Raw genomic sequence first — 15,890 nt, forward strand, 5'->3', positions numbered from 1 at the left:
TGTATGTAATCATTTTGTATTATCTTTACATTTACATCGACAAAAAACAATCGTGTCCGTATGAAAAAAAAAGACATCAAGATTTTATTAGTAGATGATGAGCAGGATATCCTAGAAATTGTGGGCTACAACCTTTCCCAAGAAGGATATCAAATTGTAACCGCTACCAATGGAAAAGAAGCCATTACAAAAGCTAAAAAAGAGTTACCACAGCTGATCATTATGGATGTAATGATGCCCGAAATGGATGGTATGGAAGCTTGTGAAAACATTCGCAAACTACCGGAATTAAGCAATGTAATTATCACTTTCTTAACCGCTCGAAGCGAAGATTATTCTCAAGTAGCGGGTTTTGATGCCGGTGCCGATGATTACATCACCAAACCGATCAAACCAAAATTATTGGTGAGTAAAGTAAAGGCTTTATTACGCCGATTGAAAAATGAGGAACAAAATTCAGAAACACTCAACGTTGGCGGCATTGAAATCAATCGCGAAGAATATAAAATAATCAAAGAAGGAAAAGAAATTGTACTTCCAAGAAAAGAGTTTGAATTGTTTTATCTTTTAGCTTCCAAACCCGGAAAAGTATTCAAACGCGAAGAAATTCTCGATAAAGTTTGGGGCAATGAAGTCATCGTTGGCGGAAGAACTATCGATGTTCACATTAGAAAGCTTCGCGAAAAAATTGGCGAAGAATTATTCAAAACCATCAAAGGTGTTGGCTATAAATTAGAAGTGTAAATGAAAGTAAATTTCAAGAAAACTTATCGTTTTGCTGTAGTTTCATCCTCTTATATTACAGTTTTTGCTACTGGTTTTCTTGGATTATTATTGTGGTTTTTTTTCCATAAATTTGATTGGCAAATCAGTTTAGTTTTTGCCTTTTGTATTTTTATTTTTTCATTCTTCGTAATCCAATACCGAGTTGAGCATTTTATCTATCGCAGAGTAAAAAAAATCTACGACGATGTTTCCCTTTTAGAATCCACTTCTTTTCGAAACCAACCTATTACGACCGACATGGCCACTTTAACCAAACAGGTAAAAAAGTTTGCCACCGATAAGAAAATGGAAATCGAAACCCTCAAAGTGCGTGAAGAATACCGTCGCGAGTTCTTAGGCAATGTTTCCCATGAATTAAAAACACCTTTGTTTACGGTTCAAGGATATCTTTCTACTTTGTTGGATGGCGCCATAAATGATAAAAACGTTCGCAAAAAATATCTGGAACGTGCAGAAAAAGGCGTAGAGAGACTAATTTATATCGTCGAAGATTTAGACATGATTTCCAAACTGGAAACCGGTGATTTGAATCTCGAATTGTCTAAGTTTAACATTGTCGAATTGATTCAAAGTGTTTTCGATTTATTGGAAATGAAAGCCGATAAAAAGAATATTATCTTGATGTTCGACCGAAAGTACAGTAAACCGATTAAAGTTTTTGCTGATCAGGAAAAAATCCAACAAGTATTGACCAATTTGGTGATGAATTCCATCAAATACGGTAAAGAAAACGGCACAACCGAAGTGACGATTGAAGATTTAGTCAACGATAAAATCATAGTGCGTTTTAGAGACAACGGCGAAGGCATCGAAAAACAATACATTCCGCGTTTGTTTGAACGCTTTTTTAGAGTGGATAAAAGCGGAGCGCGAAGCGAAGGCGGTTCCGGACTCGGATTGTCAATTGTCAAACATATAATTGAAGCGCACGGCGAAAAAATTTATGTGGAAAGCGAATTCGGGAAAGGTTCTGAATTTTCATTCACTCTTGAAAAGTATAAATAATTGCTTCCAATTTACGGCTTCATTCAGTTGAGGCAATCCTTTGTACAACCCTAGTTCCAGTAAATTTTCTATTCTGAAATCTTCTTGTTTGGCATACGGAGCAATACCGTTTCTTTTGAATCTTTTGGCTAAATATTCCTGCTCAAATTGTCCAGGTGTCGGAATAAAAAACGCTTTCTTTTCTAATTTCGCCAAATCCATTACAGTCGTATAGCCCGAACGACAAAGTACCATATCACTTTCATTAAAAGCAGTTTCAATTTCGGAGGAAGTCATGAAATTATAATAGGTGATATTTTTAATGACATCAACTTTCTGTTCGTTTTCGACTTTTCCTTTGATAAAAATAATCTTGCCGTAATAGTTTTGAAGTTCGAAAGTTAATTTGTCTTCCAACATTGTACGCTGAGGTTCCGGACCGGAAAGAATGACCATTAACTCGTATTTGGATTCCATTTCTTTTTTCTCCAAACGACTCAACGGGCCAAGATATTTTAATGATAAGTCACTATTTTTCAAATGTCCTAATTTCCCGGTGAGATTAGGTTGCTCTTTCATATCCGGAATCCAACATTCAGTAAATTTACCAATGAAATATTGATGCAGTTTACTAGAAATCCAAGTGGTTTTTCCGGATAAAACATTGAGTTGGTGTGTTATGAAAATACTAGGCACTTTTTTACTGTAAACACCCAAACGATTGTCGGAAATAATCCCTTTTAAATCGTATTGCTTGACTAATGCTTTGACTAATTTCTTTTCTTCAAAAATAGCCTGAATCATTTTCGGACTGTTTTTAATCAGTTTCCATTTAAAATCTGCACCGTCTTTAGCATATTCAATTTCGTAGGAAGGCAGTTCCAATGATTCTAAATGAGGAAATTCTTTTTGTAAAATTTTCAAAGCAATACCATCCGAAGCAATAATAGGCGTAAAGCCATATTGTTCTAATGCACGAATAATCGGAATGCAACGAGTGGCGTGACCTAAACCCCAATTTAATGGCGCAACGAGTATATTTTTTGACATTATTTTTAATTATTTATTCAAAATGCTGATAAATTGTTCAGCCAATTTGTCTTCGTATTCAAAATGAGGTTCGTCTTCTAAAAACGAATCATTTGGGTTGTGTTTATACAATTTCCATTTTTTATTATTGTATTCCAAAGCGGCCAAATTTTCAATCCAATCGCCCGAATTCAGATAGGTTGTTTTTCCTTTTTCGTTTTCCACCGATGAAATCTTAGGTTCATGTATGTGTCCGCAAATTACATAATCATAATGATTTTCTATCGCCAATTCGGTACAAACATTTTCAAAATTTGTGATAAACTTCACTGCCGATTTAACGTTGTCCTTTATTTTTTTGGATAACGAATAAGGTTCTTTATTGAATTTAGCCAAAATCCAATTTAAAAAACGATTGATTAAAATCAGCATGTCATAACCCCAACCGCCAAGTTTTGCCAACCATTTAGCATGATTGATTGACGCATCAAAGACATCTCCATGGAAAAACCAAGCTTTTTTGCCATCTAAATCTAAAACCAATTTGTTGAGTAAACTCATGTTACCAAGATGCAAATCGGTAAATTTTCTCAAGAATTCATCATGGTTTCCGGTTAAATAATAGATTTTGGTGCCTTTGGAACTCAACGAAATAATTTTCTTAATCACCTTTAAATGTGAAGCCGGAAAGTAAGATTTTCTAAATTGCCAAATGTCAATAATGTCTCCGTTTAGAATCAATATTTTAGGTTTGACAGAAGATAAATAGGCCAATAATTCCTTGGCATGGCAGCCATAAGTTCCTAAGTGAACATCCGAAATAACAACAACTTCTACTTTTCTTTTTTTCAAAATAAATAAGTTTTTCAAAGAAAGGATTTTGCTGAAACAATTAGGTTACTTAAACATTATCAAAACTTTATTTGTACTGATTTTTATTTCCTTAATTTTACCAAAAAATTTAAAGTTTGTGGGCAGTAAGAATAAATTAAAACGATTTAAGGAAAACGAAACTTTTCAAAATGTTTTCCAACCAACGAGAGAAGAAGTAGTAGGCGGAGAATTTCCGTTAAAAGGGAAATGGAATAGTGATTTTTTCAAAAACGACAATCCTATCATCATCGAATTAGGTTGTGGTAAAGGCGAATATTCTGTTGGTTTAGCCGAAAAATATCCGGACAAAAACTTTGTCGGCATCGATATCAAAGGCGCGAGATTTTGGCGTGGCGCAAAAACAGCGGTGGATGAAGGCCTGCACAATGTGGCTTTTGTTCGTACGCAAATCGAATTAATCGAAGATATTTTTGCCACGCATGAAGTGTCCGAAATTTGGATTACTTTCCCCGATCCGCAAATCAAATACAAACGCACCAAGCACCGAATGACCAACAGTGAGTTCTTGAAATTGTACCAAAGAATTTTAAAACCGGATGGCGTTGTAAATCTTAAAACCGACAGCGAATTTATGCACGGTTATACTCTTGGATTACTACACGGCGAAGGACATGAAGTTTTGTATGCCAACCATAATGTCTACAAAAACGAAGGCGCACCGGAAGAAGTTATCGGTATCCAAACGTTTTACGAAAAACAATATTTGGAAATCAACAAAGCAATTACGTATATTCGTTTCAAAATCAAATAGATGACCTTTATTTTGCCTCTTGTGTTGGGTTTTTGCATTTCGTTTTTAGCGGTTATACTTCCGGGTTTAATCAATATGACGGCGGCGAAAATCAGTTTGCAAGAGAGTAAAATAGAAGCCATTAGCTTTGCTGCCGGTGCTGGTACTGTAGTTTTTTTCCAAACTTTTATCGCTGTGATGTTTGCCCGATTCATCAGCAATCATGATGAAATTGTCGCTACTTTACAAGAAATCGGCATCTTCATTTTCTCCGGTTTGAGTATTTATTTTTTTTGGATAGCCAAAAAGCCTAAAAAGATAAAAGCCCATAAAACGGTCAAAGGAAAATCCAATCGTTTCTTTTTTGGGATGTTGTTGTCCATGTTAAACTTGCTTCCCATTCCGTTCTACGTTTTTGCCAGTATGGGTTTGGCCGCAGCAGGTTATTTTAGTTTTGATAAAATTCCGGTTTCTTCTTTTGTGATTGGAGTAGTTTTGGGCTCGTTTAGTGTTTTTTACCTCTATATCGTTGCCTTCAAAAAGATTGAAAAAAAGACCGAATTCTTGATGCAAAACATTAACATCGTCATTGGTTCTGTCACAACTTTTATGGCTGTAGTTACGTTGATCAAATTGCTGTATCATTAATCATGGAAGATAATTTTTTCGAAAGAGTCTACGCGATTGCACGCCAAATTCCGGAAGGGAAAGTCACTTCTTATGGCGCGATTGCCAGAGCATTAGGCACAGCACGTTCCGCTCGAATGGTTGGTTGGGCAATGAATGCTTGTCACGGTAGAGATGATGTTCCGGCACATAGGGTGGTGAATAGAATCGGAGTGCTTTCCGGAAAACACCATTTTGAAGGAACCAATTTAATGCAACAACTACTCGAAAACGAAGGGATTATAGTTGTTGATAATCAAATTGTAGATTTTGAGAAGCATTTTTGGCAACCTGAAATTAGTCAGCAGTAATCAGTAGCAGTAGGCAGTTTATGAAAAAACTTTTGTGCATATTCTTTGTTCTATTGTTTTCTTTTTGTTCAAAAAAGGAGCAAAGCCCATATCCGCAATTTTTAGTTTCTGAGCAAGACGATGTTATCCAAGTGAATACCAAAGAAATGTTAGGCGTTCGACCTAATATGTTTGGTTGGAATTTTACAAATGGCACAGATGATACAACCCACATTTATCAACCTTATGAAAAGGTAATCGATATAAAAAAAGAAAAAAGACCCATTTATGGTGGTTGGGCGTTGAATGAAAATTATATAAAGCTTCCATTTGCAAAAGATACAGTCATTCCGCGGATGGATTTAAAAGTTATAGTAGATACAACTTACACTATAAGTAGGAAAAGCATTCACTACAAAAACTATTATTATCCAAAATGGAATAAGTCTACTCTTTATTCTGAAGAATCAGAAGAAAAGCTTATGGCTTCCTATCGTACCAATATTAAAAAGTTGGAAGATAATTTTGTTGAATGTTACCCTGTGTTGATTTACAATAATTCAAGAAACAATGCGGTGACAGGGACATTCATGATTCAGGAAGCGAAAGACAGTGACGGAAAATGGAAACCTATTGAATTTATAAAAAGATTAGGTATTGCTAGTTGTATTCCAAGCCCAAGTCCGTTATTGTTTTCCAAAAAATATATGGGAAGTTCAATCATAAAATATCACGGGGATTTTAAAACCAAATTGAGAGTCAAATTCGCGAACAAAAAGAACATCTATTATTCTAACGAATTTACAGGTTATATTCATAAATCTCAATTTGATAATAAGCCTTATGTAATATATTATAATAGAAATTTATCAAATTCCCTTATACCGGTGCCTTTTGAAATTTCCAAAAATTTGGATTTTTTAGATTATGATTCTAACCAAATGATAAACTGGCATGTTGATCCTTAATTATTACTCCAACAAACAAACCGTAAACTTTGTCCCGTTTTCTCCATTTTCAAAGGCCAAATAACCGCCATGCGCTTCAATAATATTTTTGGATAAAGTCAAGCCAATTCCCGCGCCGTCTTTTCTGGTAGTGAAGAACGGAAGAAAAACTTTATCTTCAATTTCGGCATCAATTCCGGTTCCGGTGTCAGTGATGATGAGGTAAATACGTTTTTCCTTGACTTCGGCACTGATGGTAATTTCTTTGATTGCTTTCTCTTCCAAAGCATACATGCTGTTGGTCAGTAAATTGATAAAAACTTGCTCCATTTGGTTACTGTCAACCATTATCCATCGTTTAAAATTAATCGCATTGGTCACTGTAATGTTTTCTTTTTTAAACAACGGCTGCATGATTTTTATACAGTTTTCAACCAATTCCGATAATTCTGTTTTTTCTTTTTTAGGCGAAGGCAACATGGCCAGTTTTCGATAACTTTCTACAAATTCCTGCAAGTGATTGCTGCGGTTGTGCATCGTCGCAACACTTTGTTTGATGTCTTCCAAATCTTCTGCCGAAAGGTTATCCTGTTGGACCAATTCATTCAGATTTTGAGAAAGCGAACGAATAGGCGTCAACGAATTTAATAACTCATGCGAAATGACTTTCATCAAATTGACCCAAGCTTCTTTTTCTTTTTTCTCCACAACTTTTTGAATGCTGTCGAGTAAAATAATATAGTATTCTTGATCAAAGGTTTTCGTTGCGGAAGTCTGAATGATGAAGGTTTGCGTGTCTTGTTTGTTGACTCTGATTTGCAACGAATGCTTCATTTCCTGAAAGCCTTGTGCTTCAATTATTTCGCAAAGCGATGGCAATTGGTTTTTCAAATAATGCCATTTAGAAACTTTCGGAACGGCAAAATGTTTCGAAAAATAATCGTTCATTAAAAAGATGTTCCAATCGCTATTTTCCTTTTGCAGAATGATAATTCCTGTTTCGATATTGTTTAAAATGGAACGATATATAATGTCTCTCGAAAGCTGCTCGTGCTGTTTTTCTTTGAGTTTTCCATACAACTGAAAAAGACTGGAATAATTGTGATACGATTTGTGTTTGGAAAAATCTGAAGAGAAATCATTTTGTAAAATCGAAGCAATCGTTCGGTCGTAAAGCAAAAATGCATTGCGTAAAAAAAGAAACATTTCCACCAAGAATAAAAACGAAATAAAAGCAGAAAATAAACCGGTATAAACCAACGCACGAGAAAAAAGAAAAACACTCAAACCAACACTGCTTAAAATCAGTATCAGCCTAAAAAACAGCAAATGATATATCTTTTGGTTTTTGAACATTAGGAATTGCTGATGTTGTATTTTTCCATTCGACGGTACAAAGCAGCACGCGACAAACCGAGTTCGTCCGCCGATTTGCTGATGTTGTATTGGTGTTTCGCTAACACTTTTTCAATCGTATTTTTCTCCACACCCGAAAGCGGAATGTCCTCGCGATTTTCGTAAAAAGTAACCTGTTCCAAATCCAAATCGGAAGCCGAAATCGTATTGTTTTCACATAGAATTACGGCTCGCTCAATTCGGTTTTCCATTTCGCGAATGTTGCCGTTCCAAGCGTGTTTTTCAATTTGTTCCAATGCTTTTTCGCTGAAAATAATTTCGTTTCGGTCATATTTTGCAATGATTTTTCCCAAAAGAAATTGGGCCAATGCGACTTTGTCTTCCTTTCGATCTCTAAGCGAAGGTAACGTGATTTCCATAGTGTTGATGCGATAATACAAATCTTCACGAAAATTCTTCTGAGTTACTTCATCCTTCAAATTTAGATTCGTAGCCGTGATAATTCTAACATTTAACGGACGAGGTTTTGATTCGCCCAAACGCGTGACGGTTTTGGTTTGAATGACTTGCAATAATTTCGATTGCAAATGCAAAGGAACATTCCCGATTTCGTCTAAGAAAATAGTGCCGTTTTGTGCATTTTCGAATCTTCCGGCAGTGTCGTTTTTAGCATCGGTAAAAGCGCCTTTGGCATAACCAAAAAGCTCGCTTTCAAAAATATTATCGTTTAATGAACCCAAATCTACATGAACAAAAGCATTGTTTTTTCGTTCAGATTGTTGGTGAATGTATTGCGCCATCACAAATTTTCCGGTTCCGTTTTCGCCTAAAACCAAGACATTCGCATCGGTTTTGGCTACTTTTTCACCCAAAGCATAGGCTTTTTTTATACTCATAGAATCGCCAATAAAAAACGAATCCATAATTGGTTCTTTGTCGGTTTTCTTTTTGGTTTTCCTCGATTCTTCAACGGCTTGTTTTACGGTTTCAACTAACTTTTCGTTTTCCCAAGGTTTCAAAACATAGTCGAAAGCACCATTTTTCAAACCTTCGACAGCAGTTTCTACTTTCCCGAAAGCCGTCATTAGAATGACAATGGTTTTAGGCGAAAGCGTTTTAATCTCTTTTAAAAAATACAAACCTTCGCGACCATCTTCAAATCCAATGCGGTAATTCATGTCTAAAAGCACGACGTCAATTTCGTTTTCTGCTAACAATCGAAGTACATTTTTAGGGTTGTTGAGTGTAAAAATGGTTTCGAAATGTTTTTTCAAAAGCATTTTTGCCGCAAAAAGAATGTCTTCCTGATCGTCGATAACTAATATGTTGGCGTTCGTTTTTTTCATGTGGAGCTAATACTTGCTTTTTTATTGGAATATGTAATCGTTTTTCCGTATTTTTTATTTCTAGTTTACTTTCGAGGCGATTTCATCACTGTTCGGTTTCGTACAAATGGTGTTCGATAGTGAACACTTGAAATTTAGATTGGTTTGTAATATTCATAAAATCAGATAGTTGTTATTTTTAAAACTTTGGCACAAAATTGCTATTACACCTGCCAAAGTAATTAAAATGGACACTGTCATCAATCGTAAAAATAACAAAAAAAAGTATCTGACCATCGCAGTTTTGGCAATTGTGATTTTGGGTTACGGTGCTTTTTCTATGATTACCAAAAAAAGAAGTTTTAACGTAAAGAAAAGCGAGATAAGCATCAAAACCGTGGAAGAGGATTTCTTTGAGGATTTTATGGTGTTTCAAGCGCGAGTAGAACCAATGAATTCGATGTTGGTGAATATAGTCGAAGGTGGTTCGGTTCAGGAAATTTTTGTCAGCAATGGCGATAGGGTCATTGAAGGACAACCGTTGGCAAGATTATACAATCCGAATACGGAACTGAATTACATGCAACAGGAAACGGCCATCATCGAACAAATCAATAATTTGAACAAAGCCAAACTGGATTTACGCAATCAAGAACTGAATTTGGCCAAAGATTTAATCGCTATTGAACACGATTATCAGGATGCGAAAAACTTATATGATTTGAACAAGAAGTTATTCGACCAAGAAATTTTAGCCAAAAACGAATGGGAGAAAACACAAGAAAATTTTCGCTTTCAAAAAGAACGCATGAACATTATCAAACAAAGTGTCACCAAAGAAAAGCAAGCCAATCAAATTCAAATTGGGCAACTCAATCAGTCGATTGGCATTATGGAAAAAAGCTTGGGTGTTTTGAGAACCAACAAAAAAAATTTCTTAGTGATTGCGCCACTTTCGGGAAGATTGTCATCGTTTGAACCGGTTTTGGGACAAACCTACCAACAAGGACAAACGTTGGGAAAAATCGATGTGATGAAAGGCTATAAATTATTGGCTGACGTAGATGAATTTTATTTGCCAAAAGTAACCCAAGGTCAAAAAGGAACTGTCGATTTTAACGGAAAAGCAGTAGAAGTTTTAATTGCTAAAGTCATTCCGGAAATCAAAGGCGGAAAATTTCAAGTGGAGCTGAATTTTACAAGCACGGAAAATTTAGATTTACAGCAAGGATTGAGTTTTGCCGTGCGATTGATTTTATCCGAAAAAGCAAAATCAATAGTGCTTTCCAAAGGCAGTTTTTATCAGGAAACCTCAGGGAAATGGATATTTGTAGTCAATGGAAATAAAGCAGAAAGAAGAAATATAGAAATTGAAGGAGAAAATCCATTGTATTACAAAATCGGCAAAGGGTTGAAACCCGGGGAAAAAGTCATCACTTCCTCTTATAAAGATTATTTGGAAGCGGAAATATTAAATATTGAATAAAATCAAAAAACGAATACTATGATACAAATCAAAAATCTTTCTAAAGTTTACAGAACCGAAGAAGTAGAGACCAAAGCGCTCAGCGAAGTTTCAATCACAATCAATCAAGGCGAATTTGTCACCATTATGGGTTCATCAGGAAGCGGGAAATCGACGCTTTTAAATCTGGTTGGGCTTTTAGACAGCGCAACATCGGGTAATTATCAACTCCTTAATCGGGAAATGATTGGTGTTAAAGAACAGGAAAAATCTAAAATCAGAAAGCAAAACATTGGTTTCATCTTCCAAAATTTTAACTTGATTGATGAACTTTCGGTTTTTGACAACATTGAATTGCCGTTGATTTACAATAATATTGCTGCCTCAGAAAGAAAGAAAAAAGTTGAAGAAATAGCAGAACGACTAGGCATATCACATCGATTGAAACATTATCCGCAGCAACTTTCGGGCGGACAGCAACAAAGAGTAGCTGTAGCCAGAGCGCTAATCAATGATCCGAAAATTATTTTGGCCGATGAACCTACCGGAAATTTGGACAGTAAAAACGGCAATGAAGTAATGGAACTATTAACTGATTTGCACGCTAACGGCTCGACTATTTTGATGGTAACGCATTCTGATTATGATGCTTCTTTTTCCCAAAGAACCATTTTTATGAAAGACGGAATGATCCTTTCGGAAAAAACCAATAATAGAAATGTAGATGTTCTCGTATCTTAAAATAATAATCTTAAAATAAAAAAATCATGTCAAAAGTAATCGCAACCACAACCGCATTTTTATTGAGTTTAATGGCCTTTGCCCAAGTATCGGAAAGTCGAACTGTAGCCGAATTTTCAAAGTTAAAAGCCTCTCAAGGCATAGCCGTGTTTTATACCGTTTCTACCACCAATAGTATAAAAGTTGAAACCGATGACAACGAAAAAATGAAGTTTATCAAAACAGAAGTTGAAGGTGGAATACTAAAAATTTTTATTGATACTTATTCAGAGAATAACAGTAACAATAAAAGAAAGAAAAAAAATTACAACAACAATGTAAATTTTAAGACGTTAAAAGTTTTTGTTTCCGGTCCGTCTTTGCAATCAATAAAGGCCAGTTCTTCGGCCAATATTAAAATGGAAAACACAAATTCCGCCAACCAAGTTGACATTGCAGTAAGTTCATCGGGAAGTGTTTCGGGCAAATTTAATTGCAATAGTATATCGATTGATGCTTCTTCCAGCGGGGATTTTAAAGGTGAAGTCGAAGCTAAAACTGTAGCAGTAGAAACCAGTAGTTCGGCAGATGTTGACCTTAACGGAAAAACAATCCAGCTTAACATTAAATCGAGCAGTTCCTCAACTTGTAATACTGATAAATTGTTGGCAGAAGAAGTTTTGGCAACGGCCAGTAGTTCGGCTGACATTAATGTATATGCTTCAAAATCGCTGGAAGCAAAAGCTTCGTCGAGTGCCGATATCAATTATTACGGCAATCCATCACAGGTAAATGTAGAAAAAAGTTCATCGGGTTCTGTGAATAAAAGATAATCATCATCAAATCATCATCAAAAAACGAACATAATCATGATTAAAAATTGGTTGCATATATTTTTATTCCAAATCAAAAACAACAAGCTTTTCACAGCTTTAAATGTTTTGGGATTGAGTATCGGAATCGCAGGATTAATTTTTGCGATACTATATTGGAATGACGAACAAAGTTATAACGACTGGAATCCGGAAAAAGATACAGTCTTTCAATCGATTAGTCAGGTTTCAAAAGATATGGTTTGGGCTAGCAATGTTGCGGCATTTGAACCCTATTTTAAAAAATCTTTTCCTGAGTTAGAAGCGTATTGTTACCTTGAAAATTGGTATTATGAGGAGATTGTACAGTACAAAAGCAAAAAGGAAATTTTAAGAATTACAGATGCGCAGAATACTTTTTTTGAGTTTTTTCCTTTCAATTTCTCAAAAGGATCAGCAAAAACGGCTCTTAAAGACAATAACGCTATTGCTATTTCTGAGGATGCCGCGGCACGACTTTTTGGTTCCGATGATCCTATGGGAAAAGAAGTTCGTTACTCCGGCAGAACTCTAGTTGTCAGAGGTGTTTACACTATTCCGGGAAAATCCTCGATGGCACCAATGGCAGTTACTAATCTTATCGAACCGAAATTAAAAGAGAATGCAAATCATTGGGGCAATTTCAATCATGGCTTGCTTTTGAAATTTAAAAATCCAGCAGACAAAGACAAGGTTATTTCCCGTATGGAAAAGATTTTGTTTGAAAACAGAGCCGTAAAATGGGCCAAAGATGAAGGGATTACCTTAGAAGAATGGATCAAAAAAAATGGAAGTGAAAGTACAGGGATAATTTTAGAACCATTGGCGAACGCTCGATTACATTCCGTTGTTGACGGTTATGCCGAAGGAAGAGGCAATTATCAATTCCTATTAATTATGGTTGGATTGTCAATTTTAATTTTGATTTTATCTATCGTAAATTATATCAATTTGGCTACTGCCAATGCTATCAAAAGAGCCAAGGAAGTTGGGGTTCGAAAAATTTTAGGTGCTTCAAAAGTTAACATTATCAAACAGTTTATATTCGAAACTACTTTAATAACGCTGTTTTCAATATTGTTAGCTTTAGTTATCGTTGAGTTGTCTTTGCCTTATTACAACGAGTTTTTAAATAAAAAATTAATCATTCACGGCGAACAGTTTTACCTTCAATTGATAGGGATATTTTTCTTTACTATAGCAGTAGCCGGTGTTTTTCCGGCGTTTTATGTCGCCAATTTTGAAACATTAAAAGTGTTGAAAGGTAATTTTGGCAGAAGTAAAAGCGGCGTTTGGTTGCGCAATGGTATGTTGATTCTACAGTTTTCTATTGCTACTTTTTTTATCATCGGATCTTACATTGTTTACCAGCAAGTTCAACATTTGAACACCAAAGATTTAGGTTTTAAAGGAGAACAAGTACTTTCGGTTAGATATAGAAACACCTATGACTGGAGAGAAAAAGATTATATGAAAAAATTATTCAGTCGATATTATACCATCAAAAATGAAGTGTCAAAAATAAAAGGTGTTGAACAGGTTTCCACTGGCTCGTTTTCTTTCGGAGGTGATTCAAGTTCTTCGTCTAGTTTTGAATACAATGAGGTAACCATTCAAGGGCAAAATATGGGTATTGATTTCGGGATGCTCGAAATGATGAAAATACAACTAAAAGAAGGAAGATATCTCTCCGACAAGTTTGCTTCTGACACCATTAATGCAATGTTGGTCAATGAAACAACTTTAAAAATGATGAAGGAGAAAAATCCAATAGGGAAGGAAGTTGAATGGAATGGGAAGAAGTTAAAGATTGTTGGAGTAGTCAAAGATTTCAATCTTTTCAGTCCTCAATCTGAAGTGCCACCGATGGTTTTCTTTCATTTTAAAACTATCGATTGGATGTTGGGAAATGCCAGTAGAATTCATGTCAAAGTAAACGGTGAAAACATGGAACAAACTATTGCCGATATTGAAAAATTTTGGTTAAAAAATGTAGATAATGAATATCCTTTTGAATATGATTTTGTGGATAAAGCCTTCGCACGAACATTTGAAACTTATGTAAAGCAGAGAAACCTTTTTTCGCTATTGAATTTTATCGTCATTCTGATTGCTCTTTTTGGATTGTTTGCCTTAGCCTCTTATTCAATCCAACGAAGAATGAAAGAAATCGCTATCCGAAAAACATTAGGTGCCGAAACAGCTGTTTTGCTCAAAGAACTGTCCAAGCAATATATCATTTTCTGTCTGATAGGTTTTGCAATCGCTTTATTTCCGGTGTATTATTTGCTTAATAAATGGTTGGAAAATTTCGCTTACCGAATAGAAATCAGTTTTATTCCGTTTGTTGTTGGATTTATTGTTTTATTGATTTTAACCTTGATAGTTGTGCTTTCCCGAGCTTATCAAGCCACAAGATTAGACGTTTTGAAATACTTGAAATATGAATAAAAAAGCTTTTTTAATCGTTTTACTTTATACGTTTTGCCCTTCTGTATTTGGTCAGGATAATTCCTGGCCATTGCAGAAATGCATTGCCGAAGCGATGAAGAATTCCATTGAAATTAAGCTACAGCAACTCAGTGTCAAAAAGGCGCAGAAAGAACACAATTCTTTGGTAAACCAAATGTTGCCATCGGTTTCGTTTACCGGAAATCAGAGCTATAATTTTGGTTCAACCATCGATCCGTCAACCAACGGAAGAGTGAGTTCCAATATCCAAAACGATAATTTCTATTTGAATGCCCAAATGAATTTAATCGATTTCAAAGCTTTCGCTACGGCGCAAAAAACTAAAATTGATATCGAAAAATCAAAAGCCCAATTAGCCGTCATTGAAAACGAATACCAACTCCAAATCCTTGAAAGCTATTATCAAGCATTGTTTACTCAGGAATTATTAAAGATTCAAAAAGAGCAATTCAAAAACTCGCAGTTCAATTTAGATCGAGTGCAAAAGGAAGTCAGCATTGGGAGTAAACCCAAAAGCGATTTATACGACATGCAACTCAGTTTTGCCCAAGAGGAAATGAAAATAATGGAAACCGAACAGTTATCGGTACTTCAAAAAACACAACTTTTTCAGTTGATGAATGTGGAAAACATTTCGGTGGCTGAGGTCGTTTTAGATAACTTTATCGGAACCAATAATCTAGCTGAAACAACGGCAATTTCCAATCCGAAAATCAAGTTTGCCGAACTCAATTACCAAAGCAGTCAAAAAGAAACCAAACTCGAAAGAGCCAATAATTTGCCGAGTTTGACCACTTATTACGGTTTTTCTACTTTCTACTACAAACCGCTAAATCAGCCGGATGTTATTGTGGATAATTTCAACAAACAAATCAGTGATAACAAAAATCACCAAGTCGGCATTCAACTAAATGTGCCTGTTTTCAACGGTTTCCGGAATAATAAAAGAGTTTCTGCAACCAAAATCGAATCCGAAAAATCCAAATTTGTCATTGAACAAGAAAAGCTAAAAGTCAAAAACCAAATCGATATCGAGAACCAAAACAAAAACAATTACGCGCAATTGTATGCCAAACTACAGCAAATGAAAACCTTTGCCGAGGCTTCTTTCCGAACTTCGCAGGCCAAATTTACTTCGGGAACTATCGATGCCGTAGTCTTTTCGGCAGTGAAAAATCAATGGCTTTCCACCGAGTATGATTTGCTTAAAAATGAGCTCCAACAACAATACATTGCGCTTAAAATAAGCCTCATTCAAGGAAATGTACTGTAAACGTTATTTGCTTATCTTTCCATCAATATTTTCAATTCTTTAACGATTGTTTCCAAACATTTCGTATTATCTTTGCAATCTAAATTCAGTTTAAATAAACGC

General features: G+C 35.4%; 15 protein-coding genes. 11 read left to right on the plus strand and 4 right to left on the minus strand.

Features of this window, described 5'->3' with window-relative positions; translation table 11 throughout:
- Window positions 1-60: 60 nt before the first annotated feature.
- Both C8C84_RS05155 and C8C84_RS05160 read left to right on the plus strand, forming a co-directional pair.
- Window positions 61-744 carry a response regulator transcription factor gene (locus C8C84_RS05155; RefSeq protein WP_121312521.1) on the plus strand — a complete coding sequence of 228 codons (684 nt, stop codon included), beginning with the start codon at window positions 61-63 and terminating at the stop codon, window positions 742-744.
- A complete protein-coding gene (locus tag C8C84_RS05160; protein WP_121312522.1) occupies window positions 745-1,791 on the plus strand; it encodes a cell wall metabolism sensor histidine kinase WalK in 1,047 nt (348 codons plus the stop codon).
- Here the strand turns inward: C8C84_RS05160 and C8C84_RS05165 are convergent.
- Both C8C84_RS05165 and C8C84_RS05170 read right to left on the minus strand, forming a co-directional pair.
- Entirely contained in the window at window positions 1,765-2,820 is a 1,056-nt protein-coding gene (locus C8C84_RS05165) for a glycosyltransferase (RefSeq protein WP_121312523.1), read from the minus strand. The genes C8C84_RS05160 and C8C84_RS05165 overlap by 27 nt on opposite strands.
- 9 nt (window positions 2,821-2,829) lie before the next feature.
- Window positions 2,830-3,651 carry a UDP-2,3-diacylglucosamine diphosphatase gene (locus C8C84_RS05170; RefSeq protein ID WP_121314973.1) on the minus strand — a complete coding sequence of 274 codons (822 nt, stop codon included), beginning with the start codon at window positions 3,649-3,651 and terminating at the stop codon, window positions 2,830-2,832.
- A 118-nt stretch (window positions 3,652-3,769) separates the two neighbouring features.
- Between C8C84_RS05170 and trmB the strand changes: the two genes are divergently transcribed.
- Genes trmB through C8C84_RS05190 form a run of 4 tightly spaced genes read left to right on the plus strand, consistent with a single transcriptional unit; the run spans window position 3,770 to window position 6,347 of the window.
- Window positions 3,770-4,444 carry a tRNA (guanosine(46)-N7)-methyltransferase TrmB gene (gene trmB, locus C8C84_RS05175; RefSeq protein ID WP_121314974.1) on the plus strand — a complete coding sequence of 225 codons (675 nt, stop codon included), beginning with the start codon at window positions 3,770-3,772 and terminating at the stop codon, window positions 4,442-4,444.
- Window positions 4,445-5,071: a lysine transporter LysE gene (locus tag C8C84_RS05180; protein WP_121312524.1), complete on the plus strand. Its 627-nt coding sequence runs from the start codon at window positions 4,445-4,447 to the stop codon at window positions 5,069-5,071.
- Window positions 5,071-5,400 (plus strand): MGMT family protein, encoded by a 330-nt coding sequence (locus C8C84_RS05185; protein ID WP_199717194.1) that lies wholly within the window; start codon window positions 5,071-5,073, stop codon window positions 5,398-5,400. Before C8C84_RS05180 ends, C8C84_RS05185 begins: the two co-directional genes overlap by 1 nt.
- A 20-nt stretch (window positions 5,401-5,420) precedes the next feature.
- The gene (locus C8C84_RS05190; protein WP_147406814.1) at window positions 5,421-6,347 is read left to right on the plus strand and encodes a hypothetical protein; all 927 of its coding nucleotides are present in this window, start codon (window positions 5,421-5,423) and stop codon (window positions 6,345-6,347) included.
- Window positions 6,348-6,350: 3 nt separating this feature from the next.
- Here the strand turns inward: C8C84_RS05190 and C8C84_RS05195 are convergent, their stop codons facing one another.
- Both C8C84_RS05195 and C8C84_RS05200 read right to left on the minus strand, forming a co-directional pair.
- Complete coding sequence (locus C8C84_RS05195; protein ID WP_121312527.1) at window positions 6,351-7,682, minus strand: PAS domain-containing sensor histidine kinase; 1,332 nt, start codon at window positions 7,680-7,682, stop codon at window positions 6,351-6,353.
- The gene (locus tag C8C84_RS05200) at window positions 7,682-9,028 is read right to left on the minus strand and encodes a sigma-54 dependent transcriptional regulator (protein WP_121312528.1); all 1,347 of its coding nucleotides are present in this window, start codon (window positions 9,026-9,028) and stop codon (window positions 7,682-7,684) included. The genes C8C84_RS05195 and C8C84_RS05200 overlap by 1 nt, the downstream gene beginning before the upstream one ends.
- A 169-nt stretch (window positions 9,029-9,197) precedes the next feature.
- Here C8C84_RS05200 and C8C84_RS05205 point away from each other — a divergent pair, with 169 nt between their 5' ends.
- Genes C8C84_RS05205 through C8C84_RS05225 form a run of 5 tightly spaced genes read left to right on the plus strand, consistent with a single transcriptional unit; the run spans window position 9,198 to window position 15,788 of the window.
- Window positions 9,198-10,493 (plus strand): efflux RND transporter periplasmic adaptor subunit, encoded by a 1,296-nt coding sequence (locus tag C8C84_RS05205; protein ID WP_370453639.1) that lies wholly within the window; start codon window positions 9,198-9,200, stop codon window positions 10,491-10,493.
- A gap of 18 nt (window positions 10,494-10,511) precedes the next feature.
- On the plus strand, window positions 10,512-11,213 hold the full coding sequence (locus C8C84_RS05210; RefSeq protein ID WP_121312529.1) for an ABC transporter ATP-binding protein: 702 nt from the start codon (window positions 10,512-10,514) through the stop codon (window positions 11,211-11,213).
- A 26-nt stretch (window positions 11,214-11,239) separates the two neighbouring features.
- Window positions 11,240-12,025, plus strand: coding sequence for a head GIN domain-containing protein (locus tag C8C84_RS05215; RefSeq protein WP_121312530.1), 786 nt, complete (start codon window positions 11,240-11,242; stop codon window positions 12,023-12,025).
- A gap of 36 nt (window positions 12,026-12,061) precedes the next feature.
- A complete protein-coding gene (locus C8C84_RS05220; RefSeq protein ID WP_121312531.1) occupies window positions 12,062-14,494 on the plus strand; it encodes an ABC transporter permease in 2,433 nt (810 codons plus the stop codon).
- On the plus strand, window positions 14,487-15,788 hold the full coding sequence (locus C8C84_RS05225) for a TolC family protein (RefSeq protein WP_121312532.1): 1,302 nt from the start codon (window positions 14,487-14,489) through the stop codon (window positions 15,786-15,788). Before C8C84_RS05220 ends, C8C84_RS05225 begins: the two co-directional genes overlap by 8 nt.
- Window positions 15,789-15,890: the final 102 nt, after the last annotated feature.

The organism is Flavobacterium sp. 102 (assembly GCF_003634615.1).
Classification (GTDB): domain Bacteria; phylum Bacteroidota; class Bacteroidia; order Flavobacteriales; family Flavobacteriaceae; genus Flavobacterium.

Excerpts from the sequence above, each read along its gene's own strand:
- C8C84_RS05155 (WP_121312521.1), top strand. The coding sequence starts at position 61 with ATGAAAAAAAAAGACATCAAGATTTTATTAGTAGATGATGAGCAGGAT.
- C8C84_RS05160 (WP_121312522.1), top strand. The coding sequence starts at position 745 with ATGAAAGTAAATTTCAAGAAAACTTATCGTTTTGCTGTAGTTTCATCC.
- C8C84_RS05165 (WP_121312523.1), bottom strand. The coding sequence starts at position 2,820 with ATGTCAAAAAATATACTCGTTGCGCCATTAAATTGGGGTTTAGGTCAC.
- C8C84_RS05180 (WP_121312524.1), top strand. The coding sequence starts at position 4,445 with ATGACCTTTATTTTGCCTCTTGTGTTGGGTTTTTGCATTTCGTTTTTA.
- C8C84_RS05190 (WP_147406814.1), top strand. The coding sequence starts at position 5,421 with ATGAAAAAACTTTTGTGCATATTCTTTGTTCTATTGTTTTCTTTTTGT.
- C8C84_RS05195 (WP_121312527.1), bottom strand. The coding sequence starts at position 7,682 with ATGTTCAAAAACCAAAAGATATATCATTTGCTGTTTTTTAGGCTGATA.
- C8C84_RS05200 (WP_121312528.1), bottom strand. The coding sequence starts at position 9,028 with ATGAAAAAAACGAACGCCAACATATTAGTTATCGACGATCAGGAAGAC.
- C8C84_RS05210 (WP_121312529.1), top strand. The coding sequence starts at position 10,512 with ATGATACAAATCAAAAATCTTTCTAAAGTTTACAGAACCGAAGAAGTA.
- C8C84_RS05215 (WP_121312530.1), top strand. The coding sequence starts at position 11,240 with ATGTCAAAAGTAATCGCAACCACAACCGCATTTTTATTGAGTTTAATG.
- C8C84_RS05220 (WP_121312531.1), top strand. The coding sequence starts at position 12,062 with ATGATTAAAAATTGGTTGCATATATTTTTATTCCAAATCAAAAACAAC.
- C8C84_RS05225 (WP_121312532.1), top strand. The coding sequence starts at position 14,487 with ATGAATAAAAAAGCTTTTTTAATCGTTTTACTTTATACGTTTTGCCCT.